The organism is Paenibacillus sp. Dod16 (assembly GCF_049893405.1).
Classification (GTDB): domain Bacteria; phylum Bacillota; class Bacilli; order Paenibacillales; family Paenibacillaceae; genus Paenibacillus_AQ.
Map to the genome: position 1 here is coordinate 62,487 of NZ_JBNDYG010000016.1, position 16,277 is coordinate 78,763.

Sequence of the window (16,277 nt, forward strand, 5' to 3'; positions counted from 1 at the left end):
TATTGTTGAACTATTGAAATACGAACCAGCGGTAACAAGTAATAGTCGTGAATCTGTTTTCTAATTGATAAAAAATGCTGGAAAAGGGAGAAGATGAGACTATGGCGAAAGCTACATTGCAGCAGATCAAAAAAGCAGGAATTGATTTAGGTAACGGTTATGTGAAAGCAAACATTAATGGATTGCTCCGGGTTTTTCCGAGTGTAACAGTAAAGCAGTTTAACCGAGATACAACTCCACTAGGACCGGATGATATTGATTTTTTTATGAAAGATATTATTAATCAAATGGATTTGAGTTTTGTAAGCCCGCTTGTTAAGTCGACGGAGCGTCGTTTGTTCGGTGAACGTGCGCTTAAATCAGGCTTGAGCGTTGAGGAATACGATGTGTTTTCTAATGTTGGTAAATCAGAAGTTGACTTGTCTGGGGTTCTTGGGCTTGGTACGATAGCAGCTGATGCCTTGCAGGAACATTATAATAATACTAAAATGCTTCCAGAAGGTGGAGTTTTGCAAGTTCGTGTTGATCTGGGAACGGCGTTGCCGATCGAAGAAAATAAAGGTCGTGCGAAGATGTATCAAGATTTGTATCTGAACGGCGGAGCATCACACATCGTCATCTTCCATAATTTCGAACAGCAGATTAAAGTGGAAATTATCTTTGATTATGTGATGGTAGTTAGTGAAGGAGAATCTGCACAATACGGTCTTATGCTTGCAAAAGACGAAGTTCTTGAAATGATTCGAAAAGAAGCCGTTAAGCGTTTCCCGAATGGAGAACTGGATGGAATTACAGGAAAAGATCTTGTTAACGCTGAAAATACCCTCGGAATTGACATCGGCGAAGGTACAATAGATTGGGTCGTATTCTCAAATGGTAAGTTTAACCCAGATGTCAGCACGACGACCAAACTGGGTTATGGTTCAATCCTGGAAGAGACACTCTCTTTGTTGCAAGCTGAGGGCTATTCTTATCGTTCTAGAAAAGAGCTGGCGGAGTTTCTGCACAAGCAGCCATCGGCGTTTACGAAAAAGAAATGGGAAAAGATTAATAACATCAACCAAACGCAGGAGGATCGCTTTGCCGATTCGATCTCAGGTGAAGTCAGCAAAGTGTTGAAAAAAGTGTCAGGGTTTATAGAGGTCATTTTTGTATTTGGTGGCGGAGCTACTCCTCTTGAATGGACTCTATTTCCCAAGCTACAAGTTCGTATAGCTGAGTTTGGTAAAGATAATCTATTGCCGATTGTATATCTGGATAGTACGTTTTCTAGATTCCTTAACGTTCAGGGTCTGTATCAGGTGGCGCTACGGCTCCGTCCGACTCGTAAAGAGCCCTCTGCCAGCAAAGAGGTCGCTGCTAGCAAAGAGTCCGCTGCCAACTAATATTGAATCATATAGAAAAGAGTTCGCGGATAGTTTCGCGGGCTCTTTTTTTGTTTAGCTTACATATCATATTGACTGTTATGAAAGAGGAACAACGGAAGTTTTGAACGTAAAACATTTGTTATTGAGTTCCTATACACCGTATCGAAATTAAAAAAGCCTGACCCCCTTAATGGAGTCAGGCTTTTTTGGCGTTTAATTATATTAGTGCGTCACTTCAGCTTGGAAATCGTCTTTGTAGGACTTATCGGCATTGTAGAATACAATATCGCCGTCTTTCAAAGTGAATGTATGGCCCCAGGAATCCTGCACACTACGGTTGTAGCCTTCCATTCTCCACTGGTTCATTAGCGGCGCATTAATGTACTGTAGGTGCGGCTGGCTGAGATTACCGTTTTTAATGCTTTCGATATTGAAGTTCAGAACAATATATCCGTCCTTCAGGAAGATCGGGTCACGCTTGGTCAGTGCACCGTTTTTACGGCTATATTCGGCCAAGTTTTCTCCAGCTCTTACCACGTAAGGATCGCCTGGTAGGGAGTACTGACCGTACCATTTTTGCACTGCTGCGTTTGCCCTCGCGTTATCGACTGAAGGTGGAAGATTTGTTTTCGGTCCGATGAACGTTCGGATCTGTTCCGGGAGAAGCATCAGAGCGAACCCGCCAACGGGCGTTTTCTCCTTGGTGAATCGGCGGATGTAATCTGCGATGAACAGATCGCGGCTCACGCCGTTCATTTCCGCGAAGGTATAGTAATTGTCGTACTTATACCGAGCTGTGTCGGTGAGCTCCTCTTCAGGCACGTTCCGCAGCCGGTCGTTCAAGATGACGTACCGCTGCTCAGTATCTTCTGGCGAACCGACTTTGATAAACTTTCGATGATCGTCGTTATAGTAGAGATCGACGGGCATTGTTGTACGGCCGTCGCGGCTGACGAATGTGAAGCTCGGGGTGATGCGGATTCCATCCTGCTTGCTGAACATATTCCCCTTACTTTTTAGATCAAATTTCACATGATAACCGGTCTTGACCGAGACGTTCTTGGTTCCTTCAAGCGGGTTTTTGCCTGGTAGGATCGGCAGCGTGAACGGCTGGCTGTTACCGCGCGGGGCGCCATCGATTCCGAGTAGGCCCGTCCAGTAACTATTGCCGGTTGGCGTCATGCTTCCGGACTGCGTACGGAAGACCAATTCCCAGTTGAAATCTGCGATATCGGTGATATGGAAATCATACAGTCGACCGATGACTTCAACATCGACGGTATCCGAAGCTACATGGTTGATCAGATCGAAGTTCGCGTCCTGCTGCGTTGGCGTTACGCCTGGCGCGTTTTCGGCGATGTTCCGGTAGTAAACGGTATAGTCACCTTCATCGACCCATACGGGCAAGAAGAACTCGGTTGTGAGCTGCCCAACCGGAATATTGATCCAGGTATTTTTCGGATAAAACGTTGATTTGTCTCCAGAATAGACGTCGAACGGGAAGTACACTTCTTTGCTCCGGAAATACTTCGCGTAATCTCGATTTCCGTAACCTGGATAATTCTGATGCTGCCCACTCGTTGGGATCGTTACGGTAAACGGACGATCGAGGATGAAGGCCATCCGGTTGTAGTTTGGATACGTCTTCTGGTTATGAGCCTGATCGTCAGATGCCGATGAGTAGTTCACAACGGGCGTATGCACGGTTACAGGGTTGATTCCAGCTATCGGATAGGTATCTCCCGGAGCGGCGTTATAATTGACGCTGAGCGGCTTATACGTGATGGTTCCGCTGCTCGGTTGGCTCATCTTATTCGTCTTACTGATTGGAATCATGTTTCCCGGGCTGTAAAGAACGTCACGACCGATGATTGTTGGGTCCGGTACCCGTGTTGGGTCTTGCGTTTTGCGTTCGACAACGCTGCCGTTCATAAGCGTTTGGCCATTAAATATCAGTGTGTCATTATTGACTTTGACTTGGCTGATTTTCGACTCCGTCAAACTAGTGAGCTCGGCGCTCTCTCCGGACGGAATCGATGGTTTTGTTCTTCCACCGGTTAGGGTTTTGGATGGAGCCGTATAGTTACCGGGTCCGGGGTCCGCTACGTATTTACCGTCTCGGGTAAGCGTGACGTTAGGTGGGATGTAGCCGGCCGGATGAATCGTAATCTTCTCGCCGTTAAAGGCATAGTTCTTGAGTTCAGCGCTGTCAATCGAGTAGACACCTAGTTTATCTACGACCCAATAGGAGAAAGTACGCTCAATACGGATCGAATAAGGTACAGAGGCATAATCTACTTGCGGGTCGGGTATTGTAATCGTTCCATTTCCGTTCGGATTTGGAACTGATCTTCCTGGGTCCCAGTGGAACGTGTAATCTCGTGTGACGGTGAGGTCATACACGCATACTCCGAGTTTTTCTTGGAATTTGTACTGGTGTAAGTAGTTATTTGCGAGTACATTCCCGTATAAACTTTCGGATGTTGGAATTCCTTGAAGAACGTCAAACATTTCCCTGTCACGTTGGTCGGCTCTGATCACTGCGCTTGCGTCTGGTGTCATTTTTTCACCCTCGATAACGCGTCCGTCGGTGATGGTACAACTATTCTCAGGCGGTGGGGTTGTGCCTTTCTTTGTGAAGATCTCATAATGATCAGGGTATTGATAGGTGAATGACGAGAACGTGTATTTATAAGCGACATAGTAAAAGGCCATGGCTTGTGAATTCGGCCGCGAATCATCATAAGGAACCATGGGGTCAGCACTACTTTTTCTGACGTAATATTTGTGCCCATCAGCATCGTGTTCCTGATTAAATGTAATGGTTGCAAAATCGAGACTTCGCGTGGGTCCATCAGTTGCCCCTTTTTCAAGACCGGCTACAATTTGTATGATTTCTGTTGAGGGATGAGCATATCCGCTTATGTTCAGACCAGTTGCTTGTACCCTTTTTTGATCATCAACAATTACGCGATCTGGCGAAGGAGTGCTGGGATTTTGTGTACGGATGATACTGGATCGGTTGTCGATCAATTCTTTATCAAACGATAGTTTCGTTCCGTCTATTTCACTATAAAAAGGCTCTGTTCGTGAGTATTTAACATACATCTGAATTTTTTTACCCGGATATTTCCGGACTGTTCTGCCATCAACGGTTTCATTGTCGACTTGAACATTGCTGATAGTTCGCCAACTATCATTTTCCCCTGATGCGCCCCAATCGACAGTAGAACCACGAGTCCATGCGAAGTAGGAACCGGCAGATCCGTTATCTTTAGATAATACTTCATGTTTTTCTCCGTTGAAGGAGATGGTTTGATTAAACGTCTGTGCGTTAACATCAATTGTCTTGACAGCTTGATTTCCTCTATAAAATATAATTTTTTCTATCGTATTATTTGCCCCCGCATTTTCGGAGATGGTAGTTGTGGCCGTAGGGTTTTTTCCAAATACTAAACTTTGCCGTTGTGGGTGCTTTTTTACACCTGATGCACTATCGTAGGGTACTTCTTTTTTTGTTGAAGCAGCTTCAATGGTACCCTCGAATGGAGAAAAAACATTCAGCATACTGCTCGTTAAGAGCAGCAGTATGCTGAGTCCGACAAGCAGTAGACGTCGTCGTTTTTTCTTCATTATTTAACACCTACGAGACGAAGTAAGATATTTTCACTATAGAGGGAACCACTTGTTGGTGTTTGAAGTCTAATGACCAAATCGTTTTGTTGAATACTTCCTGCTTTAGGAATAATAAGTGCAGGCATGTCTTCTAAACTACTGCGATAAACGCGCGCAGCTCTATTCAACTTGCCTTTATTGAAAAAGGCATTACGATCAGGGCTATCAAATCCGTCAACCTGGAATTGCAACAATCTATTAGAGTTATATTTTTTTGTATCTTTGTTAAATACGGTTCCACCTTTGAAATAAAGTACGTAACTATTCTTCTGGTCTTTGACCATCAGGTTGGTTATGGATGGTCTCTGATTAAACCATTTAAGCGTATCGATCGGCTTAATCAGCCCAAGGTTGGGATCGTTAGGGTCGGCAAGGTCGATGGCGATCAGTGCGTCAAGCTTACCTTGATACAGTCCGTCTTTCGATGTGATGGTCATAAGCTTTTCGTTCCACATGTCTTCGACCGATGTCTTACCAGACTGTCTCAAATCGGATTCTGGTGTAACCCACATTTCTGGCATTACAGTGAAGATGTTTGTACCGTGCCATGCAATTTCAGCGCTTCCGACCGCATACTTATCTACATCGAGGTTAGCGCCGCTGTTCTTGGAGAGAATACGTTCGATCAAAACTACAGCTTGCGCACGTGTGGTCAACCCTTTCGGAGCAAGCTCTCCTTTACCTAAACCGTGGATCAGACCAGTTTTTGTGGCCAGGTACATCCATTTGTCATTTTCTTTTGTTGTTTCCCCGATCGCACGAGCTGCTACACGGGACATTTCTTCACGCGTCATTACTTTTGTCCAAGCCGCTTCGTTATTGGAAAAATCAGCGGGAGCGTAGAGGCCTGCTTTGCTTGCGGCATTTACGTATTGAACGTACCATTTGCCGTTGGCTGCCGTGGTTTCAAGATTCATGGCCGAGACGACCATCTTCACGAATTCTGCGCGTGTTACGCTGGCTTCTGGTTTGAATTTACCGTTCGTATAACCCTCGATATATCCTTTAGATACCCCTTTGTTAATGGCGCTAGCGGCCCAGTGTGTTGATTTCACGTCGGAAAATTGTGTCGTAGCTGCTTGCGCGTTAGGTGTCGCGCTACCCATCAGACCCAGCGTAAGTGCTGCTGCCAAAGCGATTCCTGTAATTTTAGTAAAATGTTTTTTCATGTGACTCACTCCTTTTATTCATACTCTTATTGTTGGGAGAACTCATACTTTGCTCCATTACTCGGTTGCACCCGTCTGCGGCAAGTTGTGCTTTTCTAGTCGCGTCGGGGCAACGAGAGGGGGGACTCTTGATTATCTGAAGATTAAGATTGAGAGAACGCCACTCTCTATTCTTTTATCGTCATCATGAGTCTAGTGTTTTGCTTGTCTATTTGGTAAGAGGAAAATATCCAAACCTTGCCGCGTCCCTTTCGTGATCAAATCGTTCTTCTACGCGGCCCGGAAGCTTCGATGGGTCACGATCGTAATATTTGATTCCGGTTCTGGGATCGGTTGTGGCATATATCGTTTTCTTTTTTTGTAGCCGGCCGCCGGCGAATGCGTAGTTGTTATACGCCTGATCGCCGACGGGAATGCCTTGAACGAAGGCGAGAATTCCGATATCGTCGATTCCGTTGTCCCATTCTTCCTGGGAGATCTGCGGCAGCGTGAAGATATAATCGACACCGTAGCGCGTTGCATATTGATTATGTCGGTTGATTACATAGGCCAAATCATTTTGAATACCGTTAATAATCGTCTGCCGGCGCACACTTTCGAACATTTGCGGATCTTTCAGTAAAGTGATTTGCGTCTGGTTTGCGACTTCGTGCCGCTTTCCATGAATCCACTGGTCTGTACTCTTGTTATAACTTTTAACGAAGCTATCAAGCGAAAACTGTATGATGTTCCCTTGTGCATCAGAATAAGAATACGGTTTCTTCGGCGACCAAACAGGCCGTAGCTGAGTTTCGCCTTTGGAGTCGACGAATGACTCGGTCGAGTACACGTAATAGCCGTCGTAGTCGATCACGAGAATCGCTGGAATGTATCCGGCTAGATTTCCAATGGCCACAGCATCGCCGTTGATATCGAAGTTTAAGGCCATTGTGCGATAAAAACTTTCGACCGCTCGTTCCTTGTTGGCCCGGAAGAATTTTTTTGAGCCATAACCCGGCTCATAATCCTGATCGACCGTATCGTTCATCACGTTGGCTGCATCCTGGACAGCTGTTTTCATGATCACATCGTACCGGTTTGTAAGCTGAATAGAGAGTTCTAGATCATTCAACCGCATTGATGATATTTGAAATAAAGGAAGGAAGATCATAACGAAAATAATGGCGAAGCTAGTAGTCTTCATTTACAATCATTCCTTTATAGTTCATTAAGACGGACGCAGATTGTCCGGTATTATCGTTCATAAGAAAGTCCCAAAGCTGAGTAGCTGCTGTTCGATTGGTATTGGTTAAATTGATACCGATATAGTCGCCAACCTGCATTATGTAGCGCCGCGATGCATCATCGATTGGTACAGTGTTGTTATTAGGAAACATGACTGGCATGATTTGATCGTTGAAATAGGCGGTATAGTACGTTGTAAAGTCGCCTTGGAATGTAGCCGGGTCGGCGGGATCACTATAATTTGGACTGATGAGTTTATGCAAATGTTCAAGCTTCACATCGTATTGATTACCGGTTGCCGCAAGCTGGCTGTTGAAATCGTTCCACATTTGCGGTGTGATATATCCTTTGGTTCGTGCACTGTCAATAAATTGTGTAGATGCGCTTTGTACAATCGCATTGGCGATCTTATCCTGACTTCGTGCTTGCTCATAGAGCGGGAATAAAAAGAGCAGCAGAACGGTCAGTAGGGCGGCGAATATGCCGGTTACATATTTCATAAGGTCAACGGCTCCTTTATGGTCATTACAGGCTGGTGAATGAAACTTGCAGTAAATAGCCTGACTCGTCGCGGTTGTAAGTTGCTTTGTATTTCTGATTCAAGTTAATGGCTGTCGGATTGAATGAGGTGTAATTATCAAGCCGGCTGTACAGCACACCACCTACTTCGATATCGATATCCCGTTCTTCGGTGCGTATCAGGTTGACGATCATAGCGCCGCTATAGATCTCTTCACCAGGCGTAGCAATTGTTGCTTTGACCTGCCTGTCGTTATCTGCATTAAGCTTGTAAGCAAGCTCAGTGCCATCATTGACTGTCGAGACAACGGTTACTGCATGGGTGGCAGCTGCAAGAAAGAGCAAGAAGATAGCGGACAATATCATGAAACTTCGAGCGTTACTGCCCATATGGACCTCCTCAGAATTTAGCTTAACAAGAGAATCGCTTCCCCGGGTATGTTCGGGGAAGCGACGGGTTTAGGGTGTTTATTATTTAGTTTGAGTAAATACAATACCACGGACCATGTTGTTGGCATCGCGTACGACGGAAGATTTGAATTTACCCGACGGGTTGATGAAGTTATTATTGGCTTCATCAAGTGCCGGCTGTAAATTTGTGTTTTTTGCGGTGCCGTCGATGACACCTGTTGTTTGGTTGAATGTGTGGCCGTAATAGGTTACACCGTTTTTACCGGTTTGAACGTAAACGCCGAATTGATCTTGGTTGTTGAACTGGCGTACGGCGTTCATAACTTGGCTGCCGGAGAGAGTCGTGTTTTCATAGATGTTGAAACGCGTCTGAGACAGCTGAGTTGTAATTTCAGAAAACTGGGTTTGTCCTTCTTTGGCCGCATCTTGCGACGAAATGAAGATGATTACAACTGTGGTGATAAGAGCGAGTGTCAAAAAAATACTAGCTGCTAATTTTAGACCTGCGGATGCATTACTTCCCATGAATGATAATCTCCTTTGAATTTAGAATATGTTTTAAAATAAGTTACAGCTTGGTTTCGACTTTAGAGTTTCATAAGCTGGGCGACAAGGTCCTTCATCTGCATAAACGATGTATAAAGGAAGGGAACCATAATATATCCACCCAGCATGAACATCACCGGAGCAAAACCGATATCTTTTCCCAAACTTGCTTTACTTTCGATCAAGCGGTTCATCGTTTCTTTCTTTTGTTCCCGGTAATACTCTTGTTCCATTTCCAGATCATCGAAAGCTTCTTGAATCGATATACGCTCAAGGCTATTTTCCAGACGTTCAACGAGTCGTACGAACTCAGGGTAAGGGGCGTCTTCTTTAAGCCTGTGAATCGCGAAGGTAGCGCCGCTGTCGTAGTCATTCAAACATCTCTGTAAAGCAGGTTTGAAGATCGTACTGAATCTTTCCATCCATTCGAGAATGGTGCGAACGTCGATTCGGTCCAATTGACTCAAAATGGAGATCAACATGCGGAATTGTTCAACTTCGTTCTGCATGTCGACTCGTCGGACTTTTCGTTGAAACAGCATCATCCAAATTGGTGCGTAGTAAGCAAGAGTTCCAAGCGCTAGTGCTATGATAAGCTCGTACCATTTGAAATACTCGCTATCCAGTTGTTCAAATTTAGTAACAATTCGGTTCACGCTCTGGTTAACTTCTGCAACGCTCGTGGTCCCGCTAAGCAGGATTTCGACTTCTTGTCTGACGCGTTCTTTGAGCGCAGCATCGCCTCCTTTCAGATTTTCCAATACGCGTCTGTCAAAATCAGTAAGTGCTATTGAGGATGCTTGTTCTTCAGCCGACATCTTACCGATCATAAGTCCACCGTTATCGTAGGTGGGGGCGTAGAGAATTTGATGAGTTGTATTGATGTGTAGGCCAACGGCAACTGCAATCGCAATAAGTATGGTGCTGATCGCTAACATTAGACGTCGTAGCGTTAGCCATTGGATCAGCAGTGGAGAATTTGAATCTTTTATGAGCTGTGTGGTTAAGTAATATTTTTTGGTATGTGAACTGGGAACGAACCGATCTACGATAAATTTGACGTATTTCATCTCGTATATCTTTTTCTCCCAACGTTTACGGGAGGGTTTAGGGATATATTTCGATTCTTCGGTTTCGGCCAGCTTACGGACCAGCAGGTAAGCAATAAGGGACACGGCAAACATGGTGAGCTGTATGATATAACCCAATCGACCACTATAAAAATCGCTCATGCTCGGAAAATAAGTTTCTGCCCAAGTTTGAATTGGGAAGGAGAGCAGGATTGGGACTAGGGCGATAATGGTTAAACTGTTAAGTTGATAATGAAGCCGGTTCTGCCTTAGAATATCGAAATTAATGTCCTGCACAAATTTACTGATGGCTCCGAGATACAGGGAGCCTTTATTGGTGTTTTTGTCTCCATATTCCCGTATCATATGTGCAATACCGGTAAAAACCTTCAAATAACGGTTCGGTGCAACTTCGTAATATGCGTGCAGAGCTCGTTCGGGGTTCCTAGCAGTAAGTACACGATGAATACGAACCCCGTGCAGTTTCATATCATGAACGGCAATTTGAGATGCCTGATAAATCGATTCGTCAATCATCTTTGTTGATTGATATTGGTGACGGTTATCTTCCAGAAAGTCGCGAAAGTTACGAAGAAGTTGCCGTTCGATTCTATGAACAAACACGTCGATGAGCATTCCATTTAAAACGATACAACCGATGATGCCGAGTAAGATCATCAGTAAACTTTTACCGAGCAGCGCAAATGCCAAGATCAGGAAGAAAGTGATCAGCAGCGTAATGTAGGTGATGCGCATCGTTTCTTTTCGAAGTGTGAATTCACTGTAAGGATTCACAATAGCTAGTCGTTGCCGAATGCGCCGTACTTGCGTACCGAAGAATGGAATACGGGACGAGTGAACGTAAGATTTTTGGTAAAACTCAACGAGCTTTGGATGCTCCTTGCGAGTACCACTTCGTTTTTGAGCCATCCATTGTCCTGGATTCATTCGGTCGAGCTGGTTCTTCGTTTTCCTTTTATTCAGAGCCAAAACTAACATAATGATGCCGAAAATAACGACATATGCAACGATTGAGAGCCAGAGGATCGTAGTTAACTTCATGCTGCTTCTGGCCCCCAATGCTTGTCCAGGAAAGCTCGGAACGCTTTAGCATCTTCGGACGTCATGTTTTTGGTCATATCTTCGACTTTTTGCACTGACGGGCGATTGACTGGAACGTAGCCACCGTCTTTAAATTCAATAATGTTGTTTGCTTTCCAAGGCTTGCTGGTGATTTTCTGATAGTAGTGTAATTGACCAAGGGCGATTGCTTTGTTGTGATCAATTTTGTTGTCTGTCAGATCTTTCGCTAGTTTTGAGAATTGGCTACTATCTTGATCGATAAGCATACATTCTGTGATCCGTTCAATGAAACGCATACCGCTTTGCTCTTTTTCCAGGTGAACGTCAAAGCTGATGACCTTGGCAACTTGCTCTTCAGCGCTTCGTTCGTCATGGAATGTTTTAGTTTTGAGCAGCGAGTTCCGAAGTGACTCGATCAGAGCTAGCATTGTTTTGGCGTGATGACTAAATATGGTGAATTTACTCGCTACTTGAGCCATTTGAACGAGCCAAGCGGCTACAGGATCGGTAGCGACTTCTCCGAGGATGTTAACAGTACCGTCGGTTTTTTTCTGAACGTCCAGACCTTCTTGTCCTGTGATCTTCTCGGTTTCCCGGAAAGAGAGTATGTTTCGCTCCGGGTATAGACGACGAAGGTGAAGCTCGAAGGCAAGTTCTTGAATCCGTAGGTTATACATCCCGTAGATTGATTTAACAATTGCCATCAGTAGAGTCGTTTTACCAGAACCTTGTTCGCCAGTCACGGCGGTAACCTGGGCACCTTTCATCAAGAAGTCGAGAAATTGCATTAAAAATTCTACGTTTTTAATGCGATCAGCAGACAACAAACGGTCGAGAACCAGATTTGGTAGATCAAACTTCCGGATGAAGAACGCCCAGCTTTCCGCAAAATCTGGACGTACGACGACGACGCGTGATCCGTCTTGCATATCATTGACGATGAATGGCCTGTCTCGTGAAATTTGCCCGGGTTTACCGTTCTTATAGACGTTTTGGCACACCCGTCGGAGTTCCAGTTCGGAACCAAAGCTTAGAAAGGAGAGGTGAACAGACTTACCTCGATAGAACATCCAGATACTGTCATATCCGTACGGTACCTTTTTGCCCATACCTTCCATCATTTCAAGTTCATGTTCTACGGTGTTCATGTTGACTGGAACGCCAGATACTCCACCGGATACACCGTCGATCGTTTGATCTCGAATTTCATCTATAGGACCAAAGCCTTTGTACAGTTGATACACGCGTTGCACAATTATCCGAAATTTGTCTTCAAACGAAAGCTGAGGGTTTTCTTTACGATAAATGTCTCGAATTTCCTCACTTGTGATGATGTATGAATGGGTTTGTCCGTCTTCAATCACTCGTTTGAGTCTGGCTAGATCATAGGCTTCGATTAGCTTGCTTAGCCCGCTGAACCCATGCTCTTGTTTGTACTGATAGAGCAAAATTTCAAACATGTCTTGAGCGGTGAGTATGTCCTCATCGTGAAACGGTATAATCTGATTAATATTTTCTTCAGTGATGCCATAGTTTCGAGACAAGATATCGGATATGAATTCTTTCACGTACAACTTGTCCGCCAGGCTACCGGTGTTACAGTTTTCCAGTGCCGTTTTCAGATCCGCAACGACTTGTTTGCGACGATCATATTCTTCAGTTGAGAGGCCAAGATCCAATAAGTCGGCACTTACGTAGTCATTGATTACCTCGGTAACGAATTCAGTGACCGCGTCGATGTTTAAGTACTCAGCACTTACATCTTGGGATTTGGCTCCTACGTAAGGATTTTTTCGCAAAATAAAAAACAAACCCAACCCGAGACATACAATAATGAATAAGATAATGAGCAGATTCAGCAACGACATTAGGAAGCCCCTCTTTCTTCTGCGTCGATTCGTTTCAATTTGGAATCGATGCCTAATTCATCGAGCAACTGTTTTGCTGCTCGTTGCACCTCGACTATGAATTCGTAATTGGGGTGTCGTTGTTCTGCTGCTTTGTTCGCTTTATAAAAGCCTTTAGTTTCGCCGTCGTTCACTGCATCTTTGAATGTGGTGTTATAAGGGACGATTAATCCTTTAGAACTTTTATACTTCCGCGTAATGTTGGCCGCTTTGTATTTTGAGTGAGGATCGTGCTGAGTAAACAAAAGTACGGTCTTTTTGCTATTCAGTGTACTTGGCCAATTTTTTTTCTCGAAGTAAGCTTCGAGAGAGCGCCGAGATTGTGGTAAGCAGATGACGACGATATCTGACGATGCAATAAGTTTCCGGCTGATCTCGCTATCGTCCCCAGCAGGGAGGTCGAGTAGGATCACATTGTAATATTTGCTCGCCTGATCGAAGACAGTCCGGATAAGATCAGATGCTTCTTCCAATTTATTAGCGTCTTTTTGATCCGAGCTGCTAAGTATATCAAGTCTGCCTTGTTCGATAATCTGCGTATTGTTTTTAACAGCGCCGCCTTCGAGCTTCCCGCTTCTCGCGATTCGTAGTACGGCATCAAGCCCAGTTCCGGAGACATTACGACTTCCGGTTATGTGACCGAGGGTTCGGCTAAAAGTGTTCAGTGATCGAGAGAAGCTATGTTCAAGCGTCGATTCACGATTTTTGGTCTGTGCGATTAAGCACCGAATATGGTATTCACTGCTCAGTGTGGCGGCAATAGCCGCGATACTGCTAGTCTGGCCGCTGCCAGAGTAAGGACTCCAAAATGCGATTTGTCCCAATGTTATTTCCTCCTTTCCGCCTGCTTATAAAGCTGGGCAGCGCTTTTGGCCGTGGTGCCGTCGACGATCTGAATGAGATCCGTAATCAGGATTCGCATGTCGGACGATAATCGCCTCATATGGAGTTTGCTAGTGTACTGGTTGTGAATTTTCTGTGTTCGGTCACGGTCATCCGGACTGTAACTCAGCGTTTCTACCCAGGTAAGAGGGTAGGCAGCTAACCTGTCATCAATATAGGCTTCGCCAGGCTGCCGAGCATCTTCGATAAGCAATTTGTAAAAGGGTAGGGGATCTGTCCTTGGCAGATGTTCCGTAAACGCCTGAATCAAATGCTCGCCGCGAATAATCGATGTTATATCCATGCTGGTGACAAAGAAAAATCGATGCGTTGACCGGTAAGGGGATAATCGCTCGGCTTCGTCGATGTCGTAAATGACATGATCATAGCTACCCAGCCGTTGCTTTTGTAAATCCTCTTCGGTACCGGTAAAGACATCAAATCCGTCATACGTGACGATGCCCGGCTCGTCATCGATCCGGGGGACTAGATATTGATAATTTTGGTTCTTCGTGGCGTCCACGAGAAGAACGCGGCGGGTTATCGACAGTACTTTTGCCAGATAAAACAGCAGATCGCTTTTCTCGTAATCGCCGATAAAAAACGCCTTTTTCATCGTATCACCTCACGCTCTTCCCTTACGGATTTGTATTACTACCGTCATCTACGAGGGGTTGTTCTTCCGTAAGTGGATTAGTTTGCGTATCCGGGTTGATCGTAGATGCATTTTGCTTGTTGCTGAGATACTTCTGAATTTGTTCCGGCGTCAATTCGTTCAAATTCTGTTCAAGTTTTTGTCGGAGCTTGCGTTCCAGTACGGTAGTTGCCTTCTGAACGATATTAGGATCGCTCTCGATTAGATCGAGAACAGCTTGGTTAGCCGGATATGTAACTTTGGCTGCTTCTTGAAGCCCCGGTTCGACGTAGCTGATCGAGTAGATTGATGCGTCATTAAGGTACGCATCAACAATGGCTGAAGACATGGTAAGAATCTCCTGTTCATTCATCGTGTGCCACACGGTTCCTGAATTTAGATCTTGAACTTGTTTCTTTGAAAGAACAATAAAGTCTTCACCGCTCGGGAACTTAACCCGGACATCTACATAATCGTTTTTTTCAAGTTTCGTCGGTAGTTCAATCAAGCGAAACTCTTGATTCCGCAAGTCCTGCGGGGTGATACCCTCTTCGTATAACATTTGTTGGGTGAGCGGTGTACCGGTTGCTAAAGCAATCTTGGTGAACTTTCCAATTGCAGAATCATCGACAATCGCATCCACAGGAACTCTGCTTGCATCGAGCGGAACGTTTTGCAGATCCTCGGCTCTGATTCTTTCACCAGCTTTGATGTCACGGGTCAATCCGTACACGATAGCCTGGCTGCCGGATAGTTGATTGACCTGGGTTTGATACTGAGCAATTTGTTCTTTGTGCTGTTCGTTCAGATTATGAACGTAGAAACCGCCAATTCCTGCAAAGGGGACGAGTACGATAGCCGCTCCAATTAAAGCAGGGACGAGATGTTTGTTTTTGCGCAAGCGATTTTTCGCCATTCCATTTCTCCTTTCGATCGTGGTCTATTTGTTTTCACACGATCTTATGATTCTTAAGTCGTAGGCTGGTAAACAAAATTGCCAAACGACAAAAAATAGCTTTAAATTCTTCTTTAAAAATTACGATAAAATGTTTAAACTCCCCTCTACACACAATGATATGTAACTTTTATTAGTTTATATCAATTCAGCAATTTAGTAAATGATGAGTTGATGTTTATTGTCATATTTCGTCATTTTCGGGTGGATAAAGTGTTAAACAAAAAACACCTACGAGGGTTCGCAGGTGTTTTTGATGCAAAAGTCTCATTTCTGTAGAGCTATAAAAAATGAAAATGGTGTTATGGCAAACTGCATGTCTTCAAAAATTTAAAATAAAAAAAGCCTTCCCGTTTTATGGGAAGGCTTAAATGTAAATATGTTTAGGCAGGATGGGATACGTACAGCTCGAACCGTGAAGTAAAGGTAGTGAGCTCGGTGCCGGTGTCATCTTTGAGAATGGTCAGATCTTCACCGTTGGATGAGATAGCTTGATACTGTTCACCCTCCGTCAAAAATTCTTCAGAAAATTCGTTGTTGATGCAGGTAACTGTAATCATCGTTGTTCCTCCTTATTTAGAATTCAGCTTATATTTGCTCATTGCGTGTTACTATGGGGTTCAATCTGGTGGATAACTTCCAGCTGTGTTTTTTGACGCTTAAGTAAAAAAAGGCCACGGGAGTAGTGAAGTGCTCCCTGTCAAGTAGACAGACTAAAAAAGCAAAATCATTAGCATTCAATATCCCTTCGGTTATCAAGACTGAGGGGATTATTTTTCTTAGTTAAGCTGCTCGTCGATATTCGTTAGGGGATAAGCCGTTTAGTCGTTCGGTG

13 protein-coding genes are annotated in these 16,277 nt (G+C 44.5%); 1 reads left to right on the top strand and 12 read right to left on the bottom strand.

Annotated features, from left to right (window positions below; all coding sequences use genetic code 11):
* Positions 1-101 precede the first annotated feature (101 nt).
* On the top strand, positions 102-1,385 hold the full coding sequence (locus tag ACPV3A_RS14685) for a hypothetical protein (protein WP_426200082.1): 1,284 nt from the start codon (positions 102-104) through the stop codon (positions 1,383-1,385).
* A 204-nt stretch (positions 1,386-1,589) separates the two neighbouring features.
* Here the strand turns inward: ACPV3A_RS14685 and ACPV3A_RS14690 are convergent, their stop codons facing one another.
* The 12 genes from ACPV3A_RS14690 to ACPV3A_RS14745 form a co-directional block, all read right to left on the bottom strand.
* On the bottom strand, positions 1,590-4,121 hold the full coding sequence (locus ACPV3A_RS14690; RefSeq protein ID WP_426200083.1) for a DUF5704 domain-containing protein: 2,532 nt from the start codon (positions 4,119-4,121) through the stop codon (positions 1,590-1,592).
* 878 nt (positions 4,122-4,999) lie between these two features.
* Positions 5,000-6,211, bottom strand: coding sequence for an S-layer homology domain-containing protein (locus ACPV3A_RS14695; protein WP_426200084.1), 1,212 nt, complete (start codon positions 6,209-6,211; stop codon positions 5,000-5,002).
* 208 nt (positions 6,212-6,419) lie between these two features.
* Complete coding sequence (locus tag ACPV3A_RS14700) at positions 6,420-7,271, bottom strand: hypothetical protein (RefSeq protein ID WP_426200085.1); 852 nt, start codon at positions 7,269-7,271, stop codon at positions 6,420-6,422.
* 109 nt (positions 7,272-7,380) lie between these two features.
* Complete coding sequence (locus tag ACPV3A_RS14705; RefSeq protein WP_426200086.1) at positions 7,381-7,935, bottom strand: hypothetical protein; 555 nt, start codon at positions 7,933-7,935, stop codon at positions 7,381-7,383.
* Positions 7,936-7,960: 25 nt separating this feature from the next.
* Entirely contained in the window at positions 7,961-8,344 is a 384-nt protein-coding gene (locus tag ACPV3A_RS14710; RefSeq protein ID WP_426200087.1) for a hypothetical protein, read from the bottom strand.
* Positions 8,345-8,425: 81 nt separating this feature from the next.
* On the bottom strand, positions 8,426-8,890 hold the full coding sequence (locus tag ACPV3A_RS14715; protein ID WP_426200088.1) for an ABC transporter permease: 465 nt from the start codon (positions 8,888-8,890) through the stop codon (positions 8,426-8,428).
* 62 nt (positions 8,891-8,952) lie between these two features.
* On the bottom strand, positions 8,953-11,043 hold the full coding sequence (locus ACPV3A_RS14720; RefSeq protein WP_426200089.1) for a type II secretion system F family protein: 2,091 nt from the start codon (positions 11,041-11,043) through the stop codon (positions 8,953-8,955).
* The gene (locus tag ACPV3A_RS14725; RefSeq protein WP_426200090.1) at positions 11,040-12,932 is read right to left on the bottom strand and encodes a pilus assembly protein CpaF; all 1,893 of its coding nucleotides are present in this window, start codon (positions 12,930-12,932) and stop codon (positions 11,040-11,042) included. The genes ACPV3A_RS14720 and ACPV3A_RS14725 overlap by 4 nt, the downstream gene beginning before the upstream one ends.
* On the bottom strand, positions 12,932-13,795 hold the full coding sequence (locus ACPV3A_RS14730; RefSeq protein WP_426200091.1) for a hypothetical protein: 864 nt from the start codon (positions 13,793-13,795) through the stop codon (positions 12,932-12,934). The genes ACPV3A_RS14725 and ACPV3A_RS14730 overlap by 1 nt, the downstream gene beginning before the upstream one ends.
* Positions 13,796-13,797: 2 nt before the next feature.
* Positions 13,798-14,469 (bottom strand): hypothetical protein, encoded by a 672-nt coding sequence (locus tag ACPV3A_RS14735; RefSeq protein WP_426200092.1) that lies wholly within the window; start codon positions 14,467-14,469, stop codon positions 13,798-13,800.
* A 22-nt stretch (positions 14,470-14,491) separates the two neighbouring features.
* Entirely contained in the window at positions 14,492-15,403 is a 912-nt protein-coding gene (locus ACPV3A_RS14740; RefSeq protein WP_426200093.1) for an SAF domain-containing protein, read from the bottom strand.
* A 422-nt stretch (positions 15,404-15,825) separates the two neighbouring features.
* A complete protein-coding gene (locus ACPV3A_RS14745; protein WP_426200094.1) occupies positions 15,826-16,002 on the bottom strand; it encodes a hypothetical protein in 177 nt (58 codons plus the stop codon).
* Positions 16,003-16,277: the final 275 nt, after the last annotated feature.

Bases quoted from the DNA above. Each gene is read 5' to 3' on its own strand.
- ACPV3A_RS14710 (WP_426200087.1), bottom strand. From the start codon at position 8,344: ATGGGCAGTAACGCTCGAAGTTTCATGATATTGTCCGCTATCTTCTTG.
- ACPV3A_RS14715 (WP_426200088.1), bottom strand. From the start codon at position 8,890: ATGGGAAGTAATGCATCCGCAGGTCTAAAATTAGCAGCTAGTATTTTT.
- ACPV3A_RS14745 (WP_426200094.1), bottom strand. From the start codon at position 16,002: ATGATTACAGTTACCTGCATCAACAACGAATTTTCTGAAGAATTTTTG.
- ACPV3A_RS14705 (WP_426200086.1), bottom strand. From the start codon at position 7,935: ATGAAATATGTAACCGGCATATTCGCCGCCCTACTGACCGTTCTGCTG.
- ACPV3A_RS14725 (WP_426200090.1), bottom strand. From the start codon at position 12,932: ATGTCGTTGCTGAATCTGCTCATTATCTTATTCATTATTGTATGTCTC.
- ACPV3A_RS14690 (WP_426200083.1), bottom strand. From the start codon at position 4,121: ATGGTTCCTTATGATGATTCGCGGCCGAATTCACAAGCCATGGCCTTT.
- ACPV3A_RS14695 (WP_426200084.1), bottom strand. From the start codon at position 6,211: ATGAAAAAACATTTTACTAAAATTACAGGAATCGCTTTGGCAGCAGCA.
- ACPV3A_RS14740 (WP_426200093.1), bottom strand. From the start codon at position 15,403: ATGGCGAAAAATCGCTTGCGCAAAAACAAACATCTCGTCCCTGCTTTA.
- ACPV3A_RS14720 (WP_426200089.1), bottom strand. From the start codon at position 11,043: ATGAAGTTAACTACGATCCTCTGGCTCTCAATCGTTGCATATGTCGTT.
- ACPV3A_RS14685 (WP_426200082.1), top strand. From the start codon at position 102: ATGGCGAAAGCTACATTGCAGCAGATCAAAAAAGCAGGAATTGATTTA.
- ACPV3A_RS14700 (WP_426200085.1), bottom strand. From the start codon at position 7,271: ATGAAAACAGCTGTCCAGGATGCAGCCAACGTGATGAACGATACGGTC.
- ACPV3A_RS14735 (WP_426200092.1), bottom strand. From the start codon at position 14,469: ATGAAAAAGGCGTTTTTTATCGGCGATTACGAGAAAAGCGATCTGCTG.